Origin of the sequence: Candidatus Poriferisocius sp., from assembly GCF_965204145.1 — a bacterium.
Taxonomy (GTDB): Bacteria; Actinomycetota; Acidimicrobiia; order Acidimicrobiales; family Bin134; genus Poriferisocius.
In genome coordinates this window covers 951,762-967,156 of the sequence record NZ_OZ241977.1, presented here as the reverse complement: position 1 = coordinate 967,156, position 15,395 = coordinate 951,762, and the positions used below count along the sequence as shown (strand labels likewise).

Annotated in this window: 17 protein-coding genes and 1 tRNA gene; 7 read left to right on the top strand and 11 right to left on the bottom strand. The window is 66.5% G+C overall.

Going from position 1 to position 15,395, the window contains the following annotated elements; translation table 11 throughout:
• The first annotated feature begins 119 nt into the window (after nucleotides 1-119).
• On the top strand, nucleotides 120-938 hold the full coding sequence (locus ACOGI7_RS04295) for a copper resistance D family protein (RefSeq protein ID WP_419851453.1): 819 nt from the start codon (nucleotides 120-122) through the stop codon (nucleotides 936-938).
• Between the two features lie 15 nt (nucleotides 939-953).
• On the opposite strand, the gene ACOGI7_RS04290 is transcribed toward ACOGI7_RS04295, so the two are convergent.
• Complete coding sequence (locus ACOGI7_RS04290) at nucleotides 954-1,664, bottom strand: glycerophosphodiester phosphodiesterase (protein ID WP_419850689.1); 711 nt, start codon at nucleotides 1,662-1,664, stop codon at nucleotides 954-956.
• Between the two features lie 100 nt (nucleotides 1,665-1,764).
• Here ACOGI7_RS04290 and ACOGI7_RS04285 point away from each other — a divergent pair, with 100 nt between their 5' ends.
• Nucleotides 1,765-2,070: a WhiB family transcriptional regulator gene (locus ACOGI7_RS04285; RefSeq protein ID WP_419850688.1), complete on the top strand. Its 306-nt coding sequence runs from the start codon at nucleotides 1,765-1,767 to the stop codon at nucleotides 2,068-2,070.
• Here the strand turns inward: ACOGI7_RS04285 and ACOGI7_RS04280 are convergent.
• Genes ACOGI7_RS04280 through ACOGI7_RS04270 form a run of 3 tightly spaced genes read right to left on the bottom strand, consistent with a single transcriptional unit; the run spans nucleotide 2,057 to nucleotide 4,683 of the window.
• Nucleotides 2,057-3,547, bottom strand: coding sequence for a sensor histidine kinase (locus ACOGI7_RS04280; RefSeq protein WP_419850687.1), 1,491 nt, complete (start codon nucleotides 3,545-3,547; stop codon nucleotides 2,057-2,059). The two genes, ACOGI7_RS04285 and ACOGI7_RS04280, sit on opposite strands and share 14 nt — an antisense overlap.
• A 26-nt stretch (nucleotides 3,548-3,573) precedes the next feature.
• Entirely contained in the window at nucleotides 3,574-3,804 is a 231-nt protein-coding gene (locus tag ACOGI7_RS04275; RefSeq protein ID WP_419850686.1) for a DUF3107 domain-containing protein, read from the bottom strand.
• A 36-nt stretch (nucleotides 3,805-3,840) separates the two neighbouring features.
• Nucleotides 3,841-4,683, bottom strand: coding sequence for an Mrp/NBP35 family ATP-binding protein (locus ACOGI7_RS04270; protein WP_419850685.1), 843 nt, complete (start codon nucleotides 4,681-4,683; stop codon nucleotides 3,841-3,843).
• Nucleotides 4,684-4,722: 39 nt separating this feature from the next.
• Between ACOGI7_RS04270 and ACOGI7_RS04265 the strand changes: the two genes are divergently transcribed.
• Nucleotides 4,723-5,859: a cysteine desulfurase family protein gene (locus tag ACOGI7_RS04265; RefSeq protein ID WP_419850684.1), complete on the top strand. Its 1,137-nt coding sequence runs from the start codon at nucleotides 4,723-4,725 to the stop codon at nucleotides 5,857-5,859.
• Here the strand turns inward: ACOGI7_RS04265 and ACOGI7_RS04260 are convergent.
• The 7 genes from ACOGI7_RS04260 to ACOGI7_RS04230 all read right to left on the bottom strand — a co-directional run bounded on the left by ACOGI7_RS04260 (nucleotide 5,856) and on the right by ACOGI7_RS04230 (nucleotide 11,845).
• The gene (locus ACOGI7_RS04260) at nucleotides 5,856-6,161 is read right to left on the bottom strand and encodes a DUF7124 domain-containing protein (RefSeq protein WP_419850683.1); all 306 of its coding nucleotides are present in this window, start codon (nucleotides 6,159-6,161) and stop codon (nucleotides 5,856-5,858) included. The two genes, ACOGI7_RS04265 and ACOGI7_RS04260, sit on opposite strands and share 4 nt — an antisense overlap.
• Nucleotides 6,162-6,235: 74 nt before the next feature.
• A tRNA-Gln gene (locus ACOGI7_RS04255) sits at nucleotides 6,236-6,310 on the bottom strand.
• Between the two features lie 46 nt (nucleotides 6,311-6,356).
• The gene (locus ACOGI7_RS04250; protein WP_419850682.1) at nucleotides 6,357-7,745 is read right to left on the bottom strand and encodes a glutamate--tRNA ligase; all 1,389 of its coding nucleotides are present in this window, start codon (nucleotides 7,743-7,745) and stop codon (nucleotides 6,357-6,359) included.
• Nucleotides 7,742-8,281: a hypothetical protein gene (locus ACOGI7_RS04245; protein WP_419850681.1), complete on the bottom strand. Its 540-nt coding sequence runs from the start codon at nucleotides 8,279-8,281 to the stop codon at nucleotides 7,742-7,744. The genes ACOGI7_RS04250 and ACOGI7_RS04245 overlap by 4 nt, the downstream gene beginning before the upstream one ends.
• Nucleotides 8,278-9,912, bottom strand: a complete 1,635-nt coding sequence (cimA, locus tag ACOGI7_RS04240; RefSeq protein ID WP_419850680.1) for a citramalate synthase — start codon at nucleotides 9,910-9,912, stop codon at nucleotides 8,278-8,280. The genes ACOGI7_RS04245 and cimA overlap by 4 nt, the downstream gene beginning before the upstream one ends.
• On the bottom strand, nucleotides 9,899-10,819 hold the full coding sequence (locus ACOGI7_RS04235) for a branched-chain amino acid transaminase (RefSeq protein ID WP_419850679.1): 921 nt from the start codon (nucleotides 10,817-10,819) through the stop codon (nucleotides 9,899-9,901). Before ACOGI7_RS04235 ends, cimA begins: the two co-directional genes overlap by 14 nt.
• A 45-nt stretch (nucleotides 10,820-10,864) precedes the next feature.
• Complete coding sequence (locus ACOGI7_RS04230) at nucleotides 10,865-11,845, bottom strand: 3-isopropylmalate dehydrogenase (protein WP_419850678.1); 981 nt, start codon at nucleotides 11,843-11,845, stop codon at nucleotides 10,865-10,867.
• A gap of 56 nt (nucleotides 11,846-11,901) precedes the next feature.
• On the opposite strand from ACOGI7_RS04230, the gene ACOGI7_RS04225 reads away from it, so the two are divergent.
• Genes ACOGI7_RS04225 through leuD form a run of 4 tightly spaced genes read left to right on the top strand, consistent with a single transcriptional unit; the run spans nucleotide 11,902 to nucleotide 15,381 of the window.
• Complete coding sequence (locus ACOGI7_RS04225; protein ID WP_419850677.1) at nucleotides 11,902-12,375, top strand: GreA/GreB family elongation factor; 474 nt, start codon at nucleotides 11,902-11,904, stop codon at nucleotides 12,373-12,375.
• 38 nt (nucleotides 12,376-12,413) lie between these two features.
• Nucleotides 12,414-13,358: an alpha/beta fold hydrolase gene (locus ACOGI7_RS04220; RefSeq protein ID WP_419850676.1), complete on the top strand. Its 945-nt coding sequence runs from the start codon at nucleotides 12,414-12,416 to the stop codon at nucleotides 13,356-13,358.
• Between the two features lie 32 nt (nucleotides 13,359-13,390).
• Nucleotides 13,391-14,791: a 3-isopropylmalate dehydratase large subunit gene (gene leuC, locus ACOGI7_RS04215; RefSeq protein ID WP_419850675.1), complete on the top strand. Its 1,401-nt coding sequence runs from the start codon at nucleotides 13,391-13,393 to the stop codon at nucleotides 14,789-14,791.
• Nucleotides 14,788-15,381, top strand: coding sequence for a 3-isopropylmalate dehydratase small subunit (gene leuD / locus ACOGI7_RS04210; protein ID WP_419850674.1), 594 nt, complete (start codon nucleotides 14,788-14,790; stop codon nucleotides 15,379-15,381). The genes leuC and leuD overlap by 4 nt, the downstream gene beginning before the upstream one ends.
• Nucleotides 15,382-15,395 lie beyond the last annotated feature (14 nt).

The following is a 15,395-nucleotide window of genomic DNA, read 5'->3' as shown; positions in this document are numbered from 1 at the left end:
CCAACGCTGAAACGCGCCGCACATCGACATTCGCACCGCAGAGCAATTCGGCAGCGACGGGGTCACACCGCATAGCTGAAGTAACTCGAATCCTGATCTTCCTGGCCACAATGGGCATCGTGGGCGGGCTGGCATTCTTGGCCTTCATCGTTCGTGGCGAGCCGCTGGACTCGCACCGGGTGCGGAGATGGGTGAGCGGGAACGGCATCATGCTCACCGTCAGCGCGGCCGTGGCCTCGTTGAACCGAGCGGTGGTCATCGAACGGGAGTGGTCGGCGTTCTGGTCACCTGACGCGATAGCCGATGCCCTATCGACTCACTTCGGTGTGGCAGCTGGGCTTCGCCTGCTCGGCGGGCTCGTCGTAGTACTGGCCCTGTTCCGCGCCGTGGCGAACCCACCGAGGATGCCGACTGTTGTGACCGCGCTGATCGGCGGGGCACTCGTGATTGCCTCGTTTGCCTTCGACGGCCACACGGTTACCGAGGGACCGAGGTGGTTGCATTCCATAGCCAGCGTGAGCCATGTGAGCGCCGCAGCGGTTTGGAGCGGCGGCGTCGTGTTGTTGGCCGACCTCCTGTGGCGTCGACACCGCCGCGGCGCAGACGTAATCCGGCCGCTGATGCGATTCTCCCGAATGGCGGCTAGCGCTCTTGTGCTTGCCGGCGCGGCCGGCACAGTCATGGCGATTCTCGTGCTCAACCGCTTCGCCGACTTGTGGTCAACCCCGTGGGGCCGTTTGCTGCTGGCCAAGATTGCCCTCGTCGCCGTGGCCGCGGCCATTGGCGGCCACAACCGCTGGGTGCTCATCCCCGCAGTCGAGCGGCATGGAGAACCTGCCGTCCATCGACGCCTGAGGCGAGCGGCGGTGGTCGAGGCGGTCGCTTTGCTGTGCGTCGCCGTCATTACCGCGTTCTTGGTTGCTGCGTCGGCGCTCTAGTTGGCATACACCGAGCTAAGGGGTCGCCAGCACCTCGCGGGCCACATCGGGTACATCGGTGATCACCGCATCGGCGCCCATGGCGGCCAGTTGGGCAATCTGATCGGGATCGTTGACCGTCCACACGTTCACTTCCAAGCCGGCGGCGTGAGCGGTTTCCACCAGAGCGTGGCTGGTTGAGGCGAAGTACGGGTGGATGGCGGTGTGGCCGGCGGAGACCACCCGGCCGACCAGCAGGTCGGGGGTCAGCACCTCGAAGGTCAGATAGGCCGTTGGGATGGCGGGGTCGATGGCCCTGATTCGATCGAGGGCCTCCATGTCGAACGACGAGACGATCACCTCCCCGCCGGACTCCCCCATCCCCCATCCCAGCACCAGTCCGGCCACTGCGGCCGACACCTGGTGCTCGGCGTCGTAGTCGGGATCATTGGGCGCGCTCTTGATCTCGATGTTGATCACGAACGGCCGATCCACTGCGGGGTCTCGGCACACGTCCATAACCTCGGCGAGCGTCGGGACCCAATCGGGCAGTTCGTCATCAAGGAGTTCGACGATGGCCCGTCCGTCGGGCAGGTGGGCGTCGTGGTGCACCACCAGCACGTCGTTGGCCGTCCGCCTCACGTCCAGTTCGACTCCGTCGGCGTTCAACCGCACCGCGGCGCGGAACGCCTCCAGAGTGTTCTCCCGCGCCACGGCCGACGCCCCTCGGTGGGCGATCACCTTCACGAAGCCACCTTCACAAAAGCAACACGATTATCAGTTATCAACATGTTCACCATCAGCCCCTCTTGCCACACCAGTAGACCACCCCTATCCTTATGCCCGCGTGATATCCAAGACCTTGCTTGAAAAACTAGAAACCGCGGGGGATGACTGGCGATGCCAAGCAGCCTGTCGTGACACCGATCCCGACCTGTTCTTCCCTGTTGGCAGCACGGGTCTGGCTCTCGAGCAGATCGAGTCGGCCAAAGTGGTGTGCCAAACCTGCGACGCGAAAACCGCCTGCTTAGAGTTCGCTTTGGCCACCAACCAGGACTCCGGCGTCTGGGGCGGAACCTCTGAGGAAGAACGCCGCCCGCTCCGCCGCCGCTGGGTTGCCGAGCAGCGCCAAGCGTCCATCATCCTGGCCTAGAAGTCTGGCGGGGAACGGCCCCCAGCAGAGGAATAGCCACCTCTACCACAGTCCCGGGACGGGGCTGGTCCCCCTCGCCGTTGCTCATGGTGATGCTCCCCCGCAGATCGGCGCTGACCAGATTCCGCACGATGGCGATGCCCAGCCCATCGGCGCTGTCCACGTCGAAACCCGGTGGCAGCCCGACCCCGTCGTCGGTCACCCGCACCTGCACTCGATCGCCGTCGTTGTCCAGCTCGATCCGCACCTGTCCGCCGGGCGGCTCGGGATAGGCGTGGTCCATCACGTTCTGCAAGCACTCATTCAGCACCACCGCCAGCGGCGTGGCCACTTCGGCAGCCAGTTCTCCGGCATCGCCGGTTACCTTGAACTCCACCGGCCGGTCAGGGCCGGTCAGCCCCTCCTCCACCATCCGCACCAACGACCGAACGATCTCCACGAACGGAACGTCGCTGCTGGCGTCGCGCGACAGGATCTCGTGGACAATGGCGATGGCCCGAATGCGCCTCACCGATTCTTCAATGGCGTCGCGAGCCTCCGCGGCGATGGCCCGGCGCCCTTGCAGGCGCAGGAGCGAAGACACCGTTTGGAGGTTGTTCTTCACTCGGTGGTGGATCTCGGCAATGGTGGCGTCCTTGGACATCAATAGGCGGTCTCGCCGCCGCAGCTCGGAGATATCCCGCATCAACACCAGGGCACCGGTAACCTCTCCCCGGCCCATCAGCGGCAGGCAGCGCAACACAACCGTGCCCCGGTCACCGTGCTGGATCTCCTCGGTCTGAGGCAGGCGGGAGGCGAACGCGGCCCGGATGGCCCGCTGCTCCAGGCCGATCTCCACCAGCCGGCGACCTTCGACGTCGCTGTGGAGGCCAATGCGGTGCAGCGCCGAGGCGGCGTTGGGCGAGATGAGCTGAACCCGGCCCGAGGCGTCCAGCAGCATCAGCCCGTCGCCCACCCGGGGGGATTCCTCGGTCTCGATGTCGTCTACCGGGAACGGGTACTCCCCCTCGGCGATCATGGCGGCCAGCCGCCGGAACAACTTGAAGTAGCTCATCTCCAGCTCGCCAGGGTTGCGCTGGGTGTCGGGATCGAATTCCCGGGCCATCACCGCAACAACTTCGCCATGGCAGTTCACCGGCACGGTCAGCGTGCGGATGCGGGGCTGGTCGGCGTGGCCGATGCGCCCGCCGTCGGTGATCCGCCCCTCGCGATAGGCCACGTCCACCAGCGGACGCTGCTCGGGGGTGAACACCTCTCCCACCAAGTTGTTGCGATGGATCGACCGGGCCGTGGTGGGCCGGATCTGCCCGGCGATGGCATAGCTCGCCGGGTTGCCGGTAGCCAGCCCGGCGGGCACGTACAGCAGCAAGTCGGCAAAGGAGATGTCAGCCAGGGGCGCCCATGTGCGCATGAGCCGCTGGAGATGGTTCAGGCGCGACTTGGCCAGACCGGGGGCCAACTCCTCCAGGCTCGCCATTGCCTGAGTCTACGGGCCGGGGCGAATCAGCCCCCGAAGCCGATGGACCGACTGGCCGATGAGGGGTCGAGTTCCACGTAGGCCACGCTGGCGGCCGGCACGCCCACTTCGCGGCCCCGACTGTCGGTGAGCCACAGCATCTCGCCCGATGCCAGACCCGTGGTGATGGCCTTCTTCACCGACTCCAAATCGGAGTCGGGATCCATCTCCACTTCAATCTCCTTCTGGCTCCGGATCACGCCGATTCGGACATTCATAGGGCCTTCCCTTCCATTGAGCACTCTCCTTGGGACCTAGTTGATTTTGAGCTCTGGGCTGTAGATGCGCCGGGGCGGGGGGTTGTCCACCAGGTGGACAGCCATGGCCGCAAACGTCCGTCCGGCCTCTGAGGCAGGGGCCTCTGCCGCGATGGGCCGGCCTTCGTCAGCTCCCTCCCGCAACGCGGGCAACAGCGGTACCTGCCCGATCAGAGGCACTTCAAGTTGGTCGGCCAGTTCTTGGCCTCCCCCGGCGCCGAATAGCTCATACCGCTTTCCGTCGTCGCCAGTGAACCAGCTCATGTTCTCAATCACCCCGCGCACGGTGAGGTTGACCTTCTCAGCCATAAACGCAGCCCGCTGAGCCACCCGCTGAGCGGCTGGTTGGGGGGTGGTCACCACATAGACCTCAGAGCGGGGCAGGAATTGGGCCAATGAGATGGATATATCGCCGGTACCCGGCGGCAGGTCCACCAGCAGGAAATCGGGATCATCCCAGGCCACATCGGTGAGAAACTGTTCGAGCGCCTTGTGGAGCATGGGGCCTCGCCAGATCACCGCTTGGTTTTCTTCGGCAAAGAATCCCATGGAGATGCATCGCACGCCGTGGGCTTCAGGAGGCACGATCATCTCGCCGACCATTTGCGGGTCTTGGTCGATGCCCAGCATTCGGGGCACGGAGAAACCCCATACGTCGGCGTCCACGACCGCAGTGCGATGCCCGGCGGCCGCCAAAGCCACCCCCAGATTGACGGTGACCGACGACTTGCCCACGCCGCCTTTGCCCGAGGCGATCAACATCACGCGTGTGGTGGACGTGGGCTCGGCAAAGGGGATGGTTCGGCGCGGCGGAGCGGGGGTGTCGCCTTCGGGAGCCATGCCGGTAGATTACGGCATCGACTCAGAAATCCCTGTGCCGTGACCGGTCGCCACTATCTCGACCACGCCTCCACCTCGCCCATTCGGCCCGAGGCGCTGTCGGCCATGAACCGATGGTGGGCCGCTGGCCACGGCGACCCTTCCCGGATGCACGCCGAGGCGCTTGCCGCCCGCTACGAGATCGAACAGGCCCGCCAGCAGGTGGCCGACTGCTTCGGTGCCCGCTCTCGAGAAGTGGTCTTCACCAGCGGGGCCACCGAGTCGATCGCCGCCGCAGTGCGGGGCGCGTCGCACCACGGCACCCACCAGGTGCTCAGCGCGGTGGAGCACTCTGCGGTGCGGCTGTCGGTCGGGAGGCTCGAAGCGGGTGGCCACCGGGCCACAGCGGTCGGGGTGGACAGCACCGGGCGGGTGGACCCCGACGAGATGGCCGCGGCCGTTGAGCCCGACACCGCCGCGGTCCACTGCCAGTGGGCCAACCACGAGGTGGGCACCGTGCAGCCGGTAGCCGAGGTGGTTGCGGCCTGCCGAGAGCGGTCGTCCGAGGTGCTAATCCATGTGGACGCCGCCGCGGCCGCGGGCCGGATTCGGGTCGACTTTTCCGAGATTGGCGCCGACTTGATGTCGATCAGCGCCCACAAGTTCGGCGGGCCGCCGGGCATCGGAGCCCTGCTGGTGCGCCGCGGCCTGCGCCTGGTGCCGCTGTTGGAGGGCGGCGACCAGGAGCGGGCTCGGCGGGCTGGGCTGGAAAACGGCGCGGCCATCGCCGGATTTGGAGCGGCGTGCGCGGCGCTGGAGGACGGCGGCTTGGAGCAGGAGGCCAGCCGGGCCCAATCCCAAACCGACAAGCTGCGCGACCTGGCCCAAGGTATCGAGGGCGTCATGGAGTACGGCCATCCCACCCAGCGCTTGCCCCACCTGGTGTGCCTGGGAATCAGCGACGTGGAGCCTCAGGCCGTGCTTATTGCCCTGGACCGGGCCGGCGTGGCCGCCCACTCCGGCAGCTCGTGCGCCTCCGAGTCGCTGGAGCCGTCGCCAGTGCTCGAAGCTATGGGAGTCGACGCCCACCACTCGCTGCGCTTTTCGGTGGGTTGGTCGACAACCGACGAAGACGTGGAAGCTGCTGCTCAGGCGCTACAAGAGTCTCTAGCAGAGCTACGCAAACTGCGGGCCTAGCCCAGCCAGTCGAAGAAATCCGCTCCGGCCAGCGCGTTGGAGACGCCGTCGAGATCCTCCACGTGCAGGAACTCAAATCCCGCCGCCTCGGCGTAGTAGCGGTCGACATCGGTATCGCCGATGTGGATGTAGCGGCTGGCCTCGAACTGATTCCGCACCTCGTCCAAGTGGTGCTTGCCGCCCACGAAGTCGACATCGATCCCATGGATGTCCCACAGTCGCTGCTGGTCAGAGCGCACCCGGTCAGACCCGCTGCCAATGACATAGCCCCTGGCCTTGGCCTGGCGCATGGCCTCCAGCAAGATCGGCCCCGGAGGATCCCCGCACTCCAGCGTGCCATCAATATCAAACGAAATCAGGATGCGGGCAGGTTAGTTGGCTCGGGAGGGAGGACTCGAACCCCCAATATCGGGACCAGAACCCGGTGTGTTGCCAATTACACCACTCCCGAAAGCAGCGGCCAGTGTACTCCCCTCCCCCGGCGGGGGGACAACGCTTTAGAGGTGAGAGCGGGCGGTTTGGAGGCGACGGAGGACTTCTTCGCGGGTGAGGTGGTCCACCATGGGCTCAAAAAGTGGGGGGCCTACTGAGCGGCCGGTGACGGCTACTCGGACGGGGGCTTGGGATTTGGAACGATTGACGCCGTGGGCTTCGCCAGCGGCGAAAACAGCGTCTTTCACCGTGTCGGGGTCCCAGGGGCAGTCGGCGAGGGTGGCGATGGTGGCGTCGAGGATTTCGGGGGCGGCCTTACCGCGCACGACGGCCTTATCCCACGACTGCTCGTCGATGGTGGGCTCTTCGAGGAAGAGCCAGTCCACTTGGGGGATGATGCCGTCGAGGGTGCGGAGTTTTTCTTGGACTAGGGGGGCCATGGCGGCGACTACGTCGGGGCGGTAGCGCTCGGGGGGCCAGGGCACATCCTCGCTGGTCAGGTGGGGTTCGAGGGCGACCAGCAGTTCCTCAGCGTCGAGCTCACGGATGTAGACGCCGTTGAAGTGCTCCAGCTTGGCGATGTCGAAAAACGCCGGCGCCTTGTTCACGTCTTCCAGCCGGAACTGCCCGATAATCTCGGCCATGGGGCGGATCTCCACGCCGTCACGCGGCCCCCAGCCCAAAAGGGCCAGGTAGTTGGCCATCGCCTCGGCCAGGAACCCTCGCTTGCGGTAGCTCTCCAATGAGACGTCATCGCGGCGCTTGGACAACTTCTTGCGCTGCTCGTTCACCAGCAGCGGCAGATGGGCGTAGATCGGCGGGGTCGCCCCCAGCGCTTCGGCCACCAGCACGGCCCGGGGGGTGCTCGACAGCAGATCCTCGCCCCGGATGGCGTGGGTGATGGCCATGTCGGCATCGTCCACCGCGTTGGCCAGCACGAACGTGGGTGAGCCGTCGGAGCGCCAGATCACGAAGTCGCCCAGTTGAGCATGGTCCACGGCTACTTCGCCCCGGACCACGTCGTCGATCACCGTGGCGCCCTCCGGGGTTCGGAACCGCACCGCCCGGCCATCGGCCATCTCGGTGCCGGCAAGCTCGTTGTCGTCGGCGTCGCACAAGTAGGCCCGACCGTCATCCAGCAACTGCTGCACTGCCTCACGATGCCGCTCCCGCTGGTCCGACTGGTAAGACGGCCCCTCGTCGTAGTCGATACCCAGCCACTCCAGGTATTCGAAGATGGCGTCGGTCAGCTCGGGGCGGTTGCGGCTCTCGTCGGTGTCCTCGATGCGCAGCACCATGGTGCCGCCAGCGGAGCGGGCGTACAGCCAGTTGAACAGGGCCGTTCGCGCCGAGCCGACGTGGAGATAGCCAGTGGGCGACGGCGCGAACCGAACCCGCGGCGAATCAGCCGGACTCCGTGGCTCAGCCGAGGTTGATGGCTCAGCCGGACTCACCGGCTGATGCTGACCGCGAACAGCTCAGCTCTGTTGTTGAGGCAGGCGGCCTCGACCTCGCTGGGAGGCATCCGCAGAGCCTCCTCGGGAACCAGGTCCACTATGTGCCGGGCCTCGGCGTAGTGGTGGGGATGACTGACGCCGGCAAACAGCTCCTTGCGCCAAGCCACCAGCGAGTCGTCGGGAGCGGGTGGCAGGAAACCGAACACCCTGAAGGCCACCTCCAGATCGGCGGCCACCGGGGCCCGTCCGAATACGGCCGCTCGCCTCAATGCCACGCCCACGCAGCCGGCGACAGCATCGGCGGCGTGCTCACCGGCGTCCAGCAGCAACTGGTCCTCAAAGCGGCGGGCTAGCCGCAGGGCGTACCCCTGATCGGGGCCGGGCACGCCCAGGCCGGCACCCATCGGCTGGCCTTCAGTCAGCTCGCCGGGGCGATCGGCCAGCCACGGCTGGGGGCGCCGGGGCGGGGACACGTAGTGCCGATCGGCTGCTGCGGTCTTGTTGGGCACGTAATCGGGTGCAGCCAAGGTCATCCTCCGTCTTCGCTGTGGAGGAGCCCGAACACCAGGCTGTCCACCAGGGCCTGCCAGCTGGCCTCCACGATGTTGGTGGACACGCCGATGGTGGTCCAAACCCGGTCGCCGTTGGTGGAGTCGATGATCACCCGGGTGACCGCCGCGGTCCCCGCCGCGGTGTCCAGCACCCGCACCTTGTAGTCGATGAGTGAGATCGACCGGAACGCCGGATAGCGGTCGCCCAAAGCCATCATCAGCGCGGCGTGCAGGGCGTTGACCGGGCCGTTGCCCTCGCCGGTGGCCACGATGCGCTCGCCCTCCACGTGAAGCTTCACCGTGGCCTCCGTCTCCATGTCCACCGCCACCTCGTTCCAGGCCCGGGCGCCCGTGCCCGAGCGGTGCTCGGTGCCCACCTTGAACGACTCCAGCTCGAAGTACGGCTGCTTCCATCCCGAAGCTCCCCGCATCAGCAGCTCCAAGGAGGCATCAGCGACCTCGAAGTGGTACCCGGCGTGCTCCAGCTTCTTGAGGGTGTCGACGATCTCGCCCACGGCCTTGCCGTCGAGTTCGAGGCCCAATTCCTCGCACTTGAGCTCGACCGTTGAGCGCCCCGCCATTTCCGACACCACGAAGCGGGTGCCGTTGCCCACCGCGGCCGGGTCGACGTGCTCGTAGGCATCGGGGCGGCGGGCAATGGCGCTGGTGTGGAGGCCCGCCTTGTGGGCGAAAGCCGACGACCCCACATAGGCCTGTTGGGGGTCGGGCGTGAAGTTCACCAGCTCGGCCACGTGGTGAGACACCGCGGTGAGCCTGTCCAGGCGATCAGCGGGAACGGTCTCCACCCCCATCTTCAGGCTGAGGTTGGCGATGATAGGCACCAGGTTGCAGTTGCCGGTGCGCTCGCCGTACCCGTTGATGGTGCCCTGCACCTGGATGGCCCCGGCCCGCACCCCGGCCAGGGCGTTGGCCACGCCACACCCTGTGTCGTCGTGGAGGTGGACTCCCACCGGGGTGTCCAGGTAGTCGACCACCGCGCCCACGATGTCCTCCACCCGGGTGGGCAGCGAGCCCCCGTTGGTGTCGCATAGCACCAGCCGGTCGGCGCCGGCCACCGCGGCCGCCTCCAGCACGGCCAGGCTGTACTCCCGGTTGTGGCGGTAGCCGTCGAAGAAGTGCTCGGCGTCGAAGAACACCTGCATGCCGCTGTCCTTCAAGAACCGGATCGAGTCGGCCACCATGGCCACTCCCTCGTCCAGAGTGGTCCGCAGAGCCTCGAGCACGTGGTAGTCCCAGCACTTGCCCACGATGCAGGCCACCTCGGTACCGGAGGCCGCCAAGTTGGCCAAGGTGAGATCCTCATCGGTGCGCCCCTTCACCTTTCGGGTGGAGCCGAAGGCCACCAGGGTGCTGGTCTCCAGGTTCAGCTCGTCGCGGGCTCGGGCGAAGAACTCGTCGTCTTTGGGGTTGGAGCCGGGCCAGCCGCCCTCGATGTAGTGGACGCCGAGGAAGTCGAGCTGGCGGGCGATGCGGAGCTTGTCCTCGACGGTGAGGGATATCCCCTCGAGCTGGCTCCCGTCGCGAAGGGTTGTGTCGTAGATCTCTACCGAGGCGGGCAGCAACCGGGATCCGGTCGCCTCAGCGGTCGACATGCTCGTTCCAGTGCCGATACTGGGCCTGCCGGCCCCTCACCGCGTCCTGGAACACCTCTTGGATCTTGCGGGTGACCGGACCGGGGTCGCCGATCTCGCGATCGTCCACCGACCGGATGGGAACCACCTCGGCCGCCGTGCCCGACAAGAAGGCCTCGTCGGCCAGATACAGATCGCTGCGCAGCAGGTTGTCGGTCACATAGGGAATGCCCAGGTCGGAGGCCATGGTGCGGATGGCGTCCTGGGTGATCCCCTCCAGCGCGCCCACCGATGTGGGCGGAGTGACGATGGTGCCGTCGCGCACCACGAACAGGTTCTCACCGGTGCACTCGCTCACATAGCCCTGGGGCGACAGCAAAACGGCCTCGTCGTAGCCGGCCTTCACCGCCTGCACCTTGGCCAGCTGGCTGTTGATGTAGTGCCCGCAGCCCTTGGCCGCGGTGGGCATGGAGTTGGGGTCGTGGCGCTGCCAGGAGCTGACCATGAGCCGCACGCCGTTCCTGATTCCCTCATCGCCCAGATAGGTGCCCCACGGCCACACGGCGATGGCCACGTTCACCTGGCAGGGCAGCGGGTTGAGCCCCATCTCGCCGTATCCCAGGTAGGCCAGCGGACGGATGTAGCCGCTCTTCAGGTTGTTGACCCGAACGGTCTCTTTGGTGGCGGCCACCAGCTCGTCCACCGTGTAGGGGATGTCGATTTGGAGGATCTTGGCGCTGGCGAACAGCCGGCGGATGTGGGGGGTGAGCCGGAACACTGCGGCGCCTTCGTCGGTCTCATAGGCCCGGATGCCCTCGAAAACACCGTTGCCGTAGTGGAGCGTGTGGGTGAGCACGTGCACGGTGGCATCCGCCCAGTCCACCAGCTCGCCGTCCATCCACACCTTCTCGGTGGTCTCGATTGGCATCGTGCTCAGTTCCTTTCAGCGCGCATTGCTTCGATCATCTGGGGCTCACACCCTCTCGGCGATGGCGTCGCCGATCTCGGTGGTGGTCCCGTATTGAGTTGTGGGATCGGCGCAGGCGGCCCGAATCCGGTTGGCGGCATCGACCTCGCCGAGGAATTCGACCATCATTGCGGCCGACAAAATCGCGGCGGTGGGGTTGGCCCGGCCGGTCCCCACAATATCGGGTGCTGAGCCGTGGACCGGCTCAAACATCGACGGCCCCGTGCGATCTGGGTTCAGATTGGCCGAGGCGGCCAGCCCGATGCCCCCGGAGACTGCCCCGCCGAGGTCGGTGAGGATGTCGCCGAACAGGTTGTCGGTCACGATCACGTCGTAGCTTTTGGGGTCTTCCACAAAGTAGATGCACGCGGCGTCCACATGGTTGTAGGCGGTGGCCACATCGGGATATTCCTCGGCCACTTCGTTGAACGTGCGCTCCCAGAGATCGCCGGCGAAGGTCAAGACGTTGGTCTTGTGCACCAGGGTGAGGTGGCGGCCCGGGCGGCTGCGGGCCAGTTCGAAGGCGTAGCGGACGCAGCGCTCAACGCCGAACCGGGTGTTCACCGATCCCTGCGTGGCCACCTCATGGGGGGTGTGCCGGCGCAGGAAACCCCCCTCCCCGGCGTAGGTGCCCTCGGTGTTCTCCCGGATCACCTCGAACTCGAAGGAGCCGTCGGACGCTCGGAACGGGCGGCGGTTCACGTACAGGTCGAGCTCGAATCGCATCCTCAGCAGCAGCCCCCGCTCGATGACACCGGGGGGAACGTCGGGAGTGCCCACCGCCCCCACATACAGGGCGTCCAACCCCCGCCACTCCTCCATGATCTCGTCGGTGAGCACGGTGCCGTCCCGCAAGTAGCGAGCTCCCCCGAGGTCGTAGGGCACCGTGTCCAGCTCCACGCCAGCCGCGTCCATCACCTTCAGGCCCTCGGCGACAACCTCGGGTCCGATGCCGTCGCCGCCTAGTACTCCGATGACGTGGGCCATAGCCCATCAGAATACGAATACAGCCTCCCCGAAGGCGAACGCTAAAATCGTTCTTTATGCCGGAAACCCATGAGCTGTCCCAGACGGCACACGACCGCCTGCGGGCTGAGTTCGAACAGCTCACCACGGTCGGACGGGTTGACATCGCCCGGAAGATCGAAGCGGCCCGCGAGTTGGGAGACCTGAGCGAGAACGGCGACTACCACGCGGCCAAAGACGAACAGGGGAAGATGGAGACCCGCATCGCCCAGCTCAGCGCCCTGCTGAACAACTGCCGGATCGTCGAGGCGGGCGACGGGACCAGGGTGGCAGTGGGATCGGTGATCACCGTGGCCCATGACGGCGACCCCGATGACGTCGAGACCTATCTGGTGGGGTCGATCGAGGAGCGCCACGACGGACTCGACGTAATCTCCCCGGCCTCTCCGATGGGAGCGGCCATCATCGGGGCGAGCGTCGGCGACACCGTGTCCTTTGAGAGCCCTGCAGGCGGGACTCTGGCCGTTCAAATCGTGTCCCTTGAGCAGTAGCGGCGACCTCGCCCGAAGAGCAGGTCGGACGGTCTCCCTTGAGCAGTAGCGGAGCACCGATAGGCCCCAGCCTGCCGCCGGGCGAGTTCATCGACCTGCCCGGGCGAGGGCAGATGTTCGTCCGACAGGCTGAGGGGCCGCCCGGCTCGCCCACCGTCATATTGCTGCACGGCTGGACGGTGACCGCTGATTTGAACTGGTACCCGGCCTTCCAGCCGATTTCGCAGCGGGCTTCCGTGGTGGCGTTCGACCACCGGGGCCATGGCGAGGGCCTTCCCACCCGGCGCTTCAAGTTCTCCGACTGCGCATCCGACGTTCTGGCCGTGGCCGACGCCCTGGGCATCGACCGCTTTGTGTGCGTGGGCTATTCCATGGGCGGCGCCATCGCCCAGCTGGCCGCCCGGCTGGCACCCGATCGGATCGCCGGACTGGTTCTCGGCGCCACCTCCACCAACTTCCGGGGCCGAGGGCTCCGGGCCATCCGCTTCTCGCTGCTCCCCGTGGTGGCCGCAGCCTCCCGTCTGGCCCCCATGAAGCTGCGGTACTGGGGCTGGGAGCAGACCGTGTTCAACGTCATCGGCACCAATATCGGAAGATGGGCCCAGACCGAGGTGCTGAAGGGCGACCCCCAGGCGATGCTCGACGCCGGCACTGAGCTGTTCAATTTCGACTCCTCCGACTGGATCGCCGAGCTGCCCATGCCCATCGCCCAGGTCCGTACCCTGGGCGACAACGTGGTGCCCGACTACCTGCAACAGGAGTTGGCCGACGCCGTGGCCGACATCAGCGCCTTCTCCTATCGGGGCGGCCACGCATCGGTGGTCACCGATTTTGACAGCTTTTGGGGTTGTCTCAGCAACGCCCTCGACTCGGTGGGAGTACCCGACCGGCCCCCCACCGAAAGCAGTTCGCTGTCTGAGAGCAGTCAATTTTCTGAGAGCAGTCAATTGTCTGACCCATCCACGTCTGAGGCCAGCCGATAGCCTCAGCCATAACGCAAGAAATCGGAGCGAAAATGGGCCGAACCCTCAGCGAGCAGATCTGGGACCGCCATGTAGTACACCAAGCCGACGGCGAGCCCGACCTGCTGTACATCGACTTGCACCTCATCCACGAAGTGACCTCGCCTCAGGCCTTCGATGGGCTCCGCATGAACGGCCGCTCCGTGAGGCGGCCCGACCTCACGGTGGCCACCGAAGATCACAACGTCCCCACCGACAACATTGCTTGGCCCATCGCCGATCCCATCTCCCGCCAGCAGGTGGAGACGCTACGGGCCAACTGCGAGGAATTCGGCATCACCCTCTACCCAATGGGAAGCCCCGGTCAGGGCATCGTCCATGTGATCGGACCGGAGATGGGCCTCACCCAGCCGGGCATGACCATCGTGTGCGGCGACAGCCACACCTCCACCCACGGGGCGTTCGGCGCCCTGGCCTTCGGGATCGGCACCAGCGAGGTGGAGCATGTGCTGGCCACCCAAACGCTCCCCCAGCAGCGCCCTGGCACCATGAGTGTGACCGTGGACGGTGCTTTGCCGGTGACCTGCACGGCCAAGGACGTGATCTTGGCCATCATCGGTCGCATCGGCACCGGCGGGGGCATCGGCTCGGTGATCGAGTACCGCGGTTCGGTCATCCGTTCGCTGTCGATGGAGGGGCGCATGACGGTGTGCAACATGTCCATCGAGGCCGGCGCCCGGGCGGGGTTGATCGCCCCCGACGACACCACCTTCGAATACCTCCAGGGGCGGCCGGGCGCACCCTCAGGTTCGGCATGGGAGGCCGCCCTGGACGACTGGCGCACCCTGTGCACCGAAGACGACGCCGCCTTCGACAAAGAGGTGGTGATCAGCGGTTCGGATCTGGTGCCCCACGTGTCTTGGGGCACCAACCCGGCTCAGGTGGCACCCATCAGCGGCGCGGTGCCCCACCCCGACAGCTTCACCGAGAGCAGCGGGCGGGAGGCGGCCGCCCGAGCGCTCGACTACATGGGCCTCGAGCCCGGCACTCCGCTCAAGGAGATCCCGGTGGACACCGTGTTCATCGGCTCCTGCACCAACAGCCGCATCGAAGACCTCCGGGTGGCCGCTGCGGTGGTGGAGGGCCGGCGGGTGCGACCCGGCGTCCGCACCTTCGTGGTCCCCGGCTCCGGCGCCGTCAAGGCTCAAGCCGAGTCGGAGGGCCTTCACGAGGTGTTCAGAGCGGCCGGGTTCGACTGGCGGGAGCCGGGCTGCTCGATGTGCCTGGCCATGAACCCCGACAAGCTGGCCCCCGGCGAGCGCTGCGCCAGCACCTCCAACCGCAACTTCGAGGGCCGCCAGGGCAGGGGGGGCCGCACCCACTTGGTGTCGCCTGCCGTGGCCGCCGCCACCGCGGTAGCCGGAACCTTCGCCACCCCGGGAGACCTGTCATGAAGCCCGTCAGAGTGATCACCGGCACCGCATTGCCTCTGGACCGCAGCGACGTGGACACCGACCAGATCATCCCCAGCGACTGGCTCAAGCGGGTGGAGCGCACCGGCTTCGAGCAGGGCCTGTTCTCCGAGTGGCGCGAAGATCCCGACTTCGTGCTCAACGATCCCCGCTACGCCGATGCCCGCATCCTGGTGGCCGGCCCCAACTTCGGCACCGGCTCCTCCCGAGAGCACGCGGTGTGGGCCATCCAGCAGTACGGCTTCGAAGCAGTGATCTCCCCTCGCTTCGGCGATATCTTCCGCAACAACGCCGTCAAGAACGGCCTGGTCCCGGTGGAAGTGAGCGAGGAGACCGTCCGCTCCCTGCTCTTCTGGGCAACCTCCGCTCCCACCGTTGAGATCACCATCGACGTCCTGGAGCTCACCGTTTTGAGCCTCCAGGCCGGCATCAAAGCCGACTTCCACCTGGACACCGCCGTTCAACTCCGCCTACTGGCCGGCCTCGACGACATCGGCCTCACCCTTGACCACACCGAGGCCATTGACACCTTCGAGGCCACCCGCCCAGCCTGGATGCCGTCGCTGGCCTAGCGTCCTGCCAGTAA

Bases quoted from the DNA above. Each gene is read 5' to 3' on its own strand.
- ACOGI7_RS04280 (WP_419850687.1), bottom strand. From the start codon at position 3,547: ATGGCGAGCCTGGAGGAGTTGGCCCCCGGTCTGGCCAAGTCGCGCCTG.
- ACOGI7_RS04275 (WP_419850686.1), bottom strand. From the start codon at position 3,804: ATGAATGTCCGAATCGGCGTGATCCGGAGCCAGAAGGAGATTGAAGTG.
- ACOGI7_RS04270 (WP_419850685.1), bottom strand. From the start codon at position 4,683: ATGGCTCCCGAAGGCGACACCCCCGCTCCGCCGCGCCGAACCATCCCC.
- ACOGI7_RS04245 (WP_419850681.1), bottom strand. From the start codon at position 8,281: ATGACCTTGGCTGCACCCGATTACGTGCCCAACAAGACCGCAGCAGCC.
- cimA (WP_419850680.1), bottom strand. From the start codon at position 9,912: ATGTCGACCGCTGAGGCGACCGGATCCCGGTTGCTGCCCGCCTCGGTA.
- ACOGI7_RS04235 (WP_419850679.1), bottom strand. From the start codon at position 10,819: ATGCCAATCGAGACCACCGAGAAGGTGTGGATGGACGGCGAGCTGGTG.
- ACOGI7_RS04230 (WP_419850678.1), bottom strand. From the start codon at position 11,845: ATGGCCCACGTCATCGGAGTACTAGGCGGCGACGGCATCGGACCCGAG.
- ACOGI7_RS04225 (WP_419850677.1), top strand. From the start codon at position 11,902: ATGCCGGAAACCCATGAGCTGTCCCAGACGGCACACGACCGCCTGCGG.
- leuC (WP_419850675.1), top strand. From the start codon at position 13,391: ATGGGCCGAACCCTCAGCGAGCAGATCTGGGACCGCCATGTAGTACAC.
- leuD (WP_419850674.1), top strand. From the start codon at position 14,788: ATGAAGCCCGTCAGAGTGATCACCGGCACCGCATTGCCTCTGGACCGC.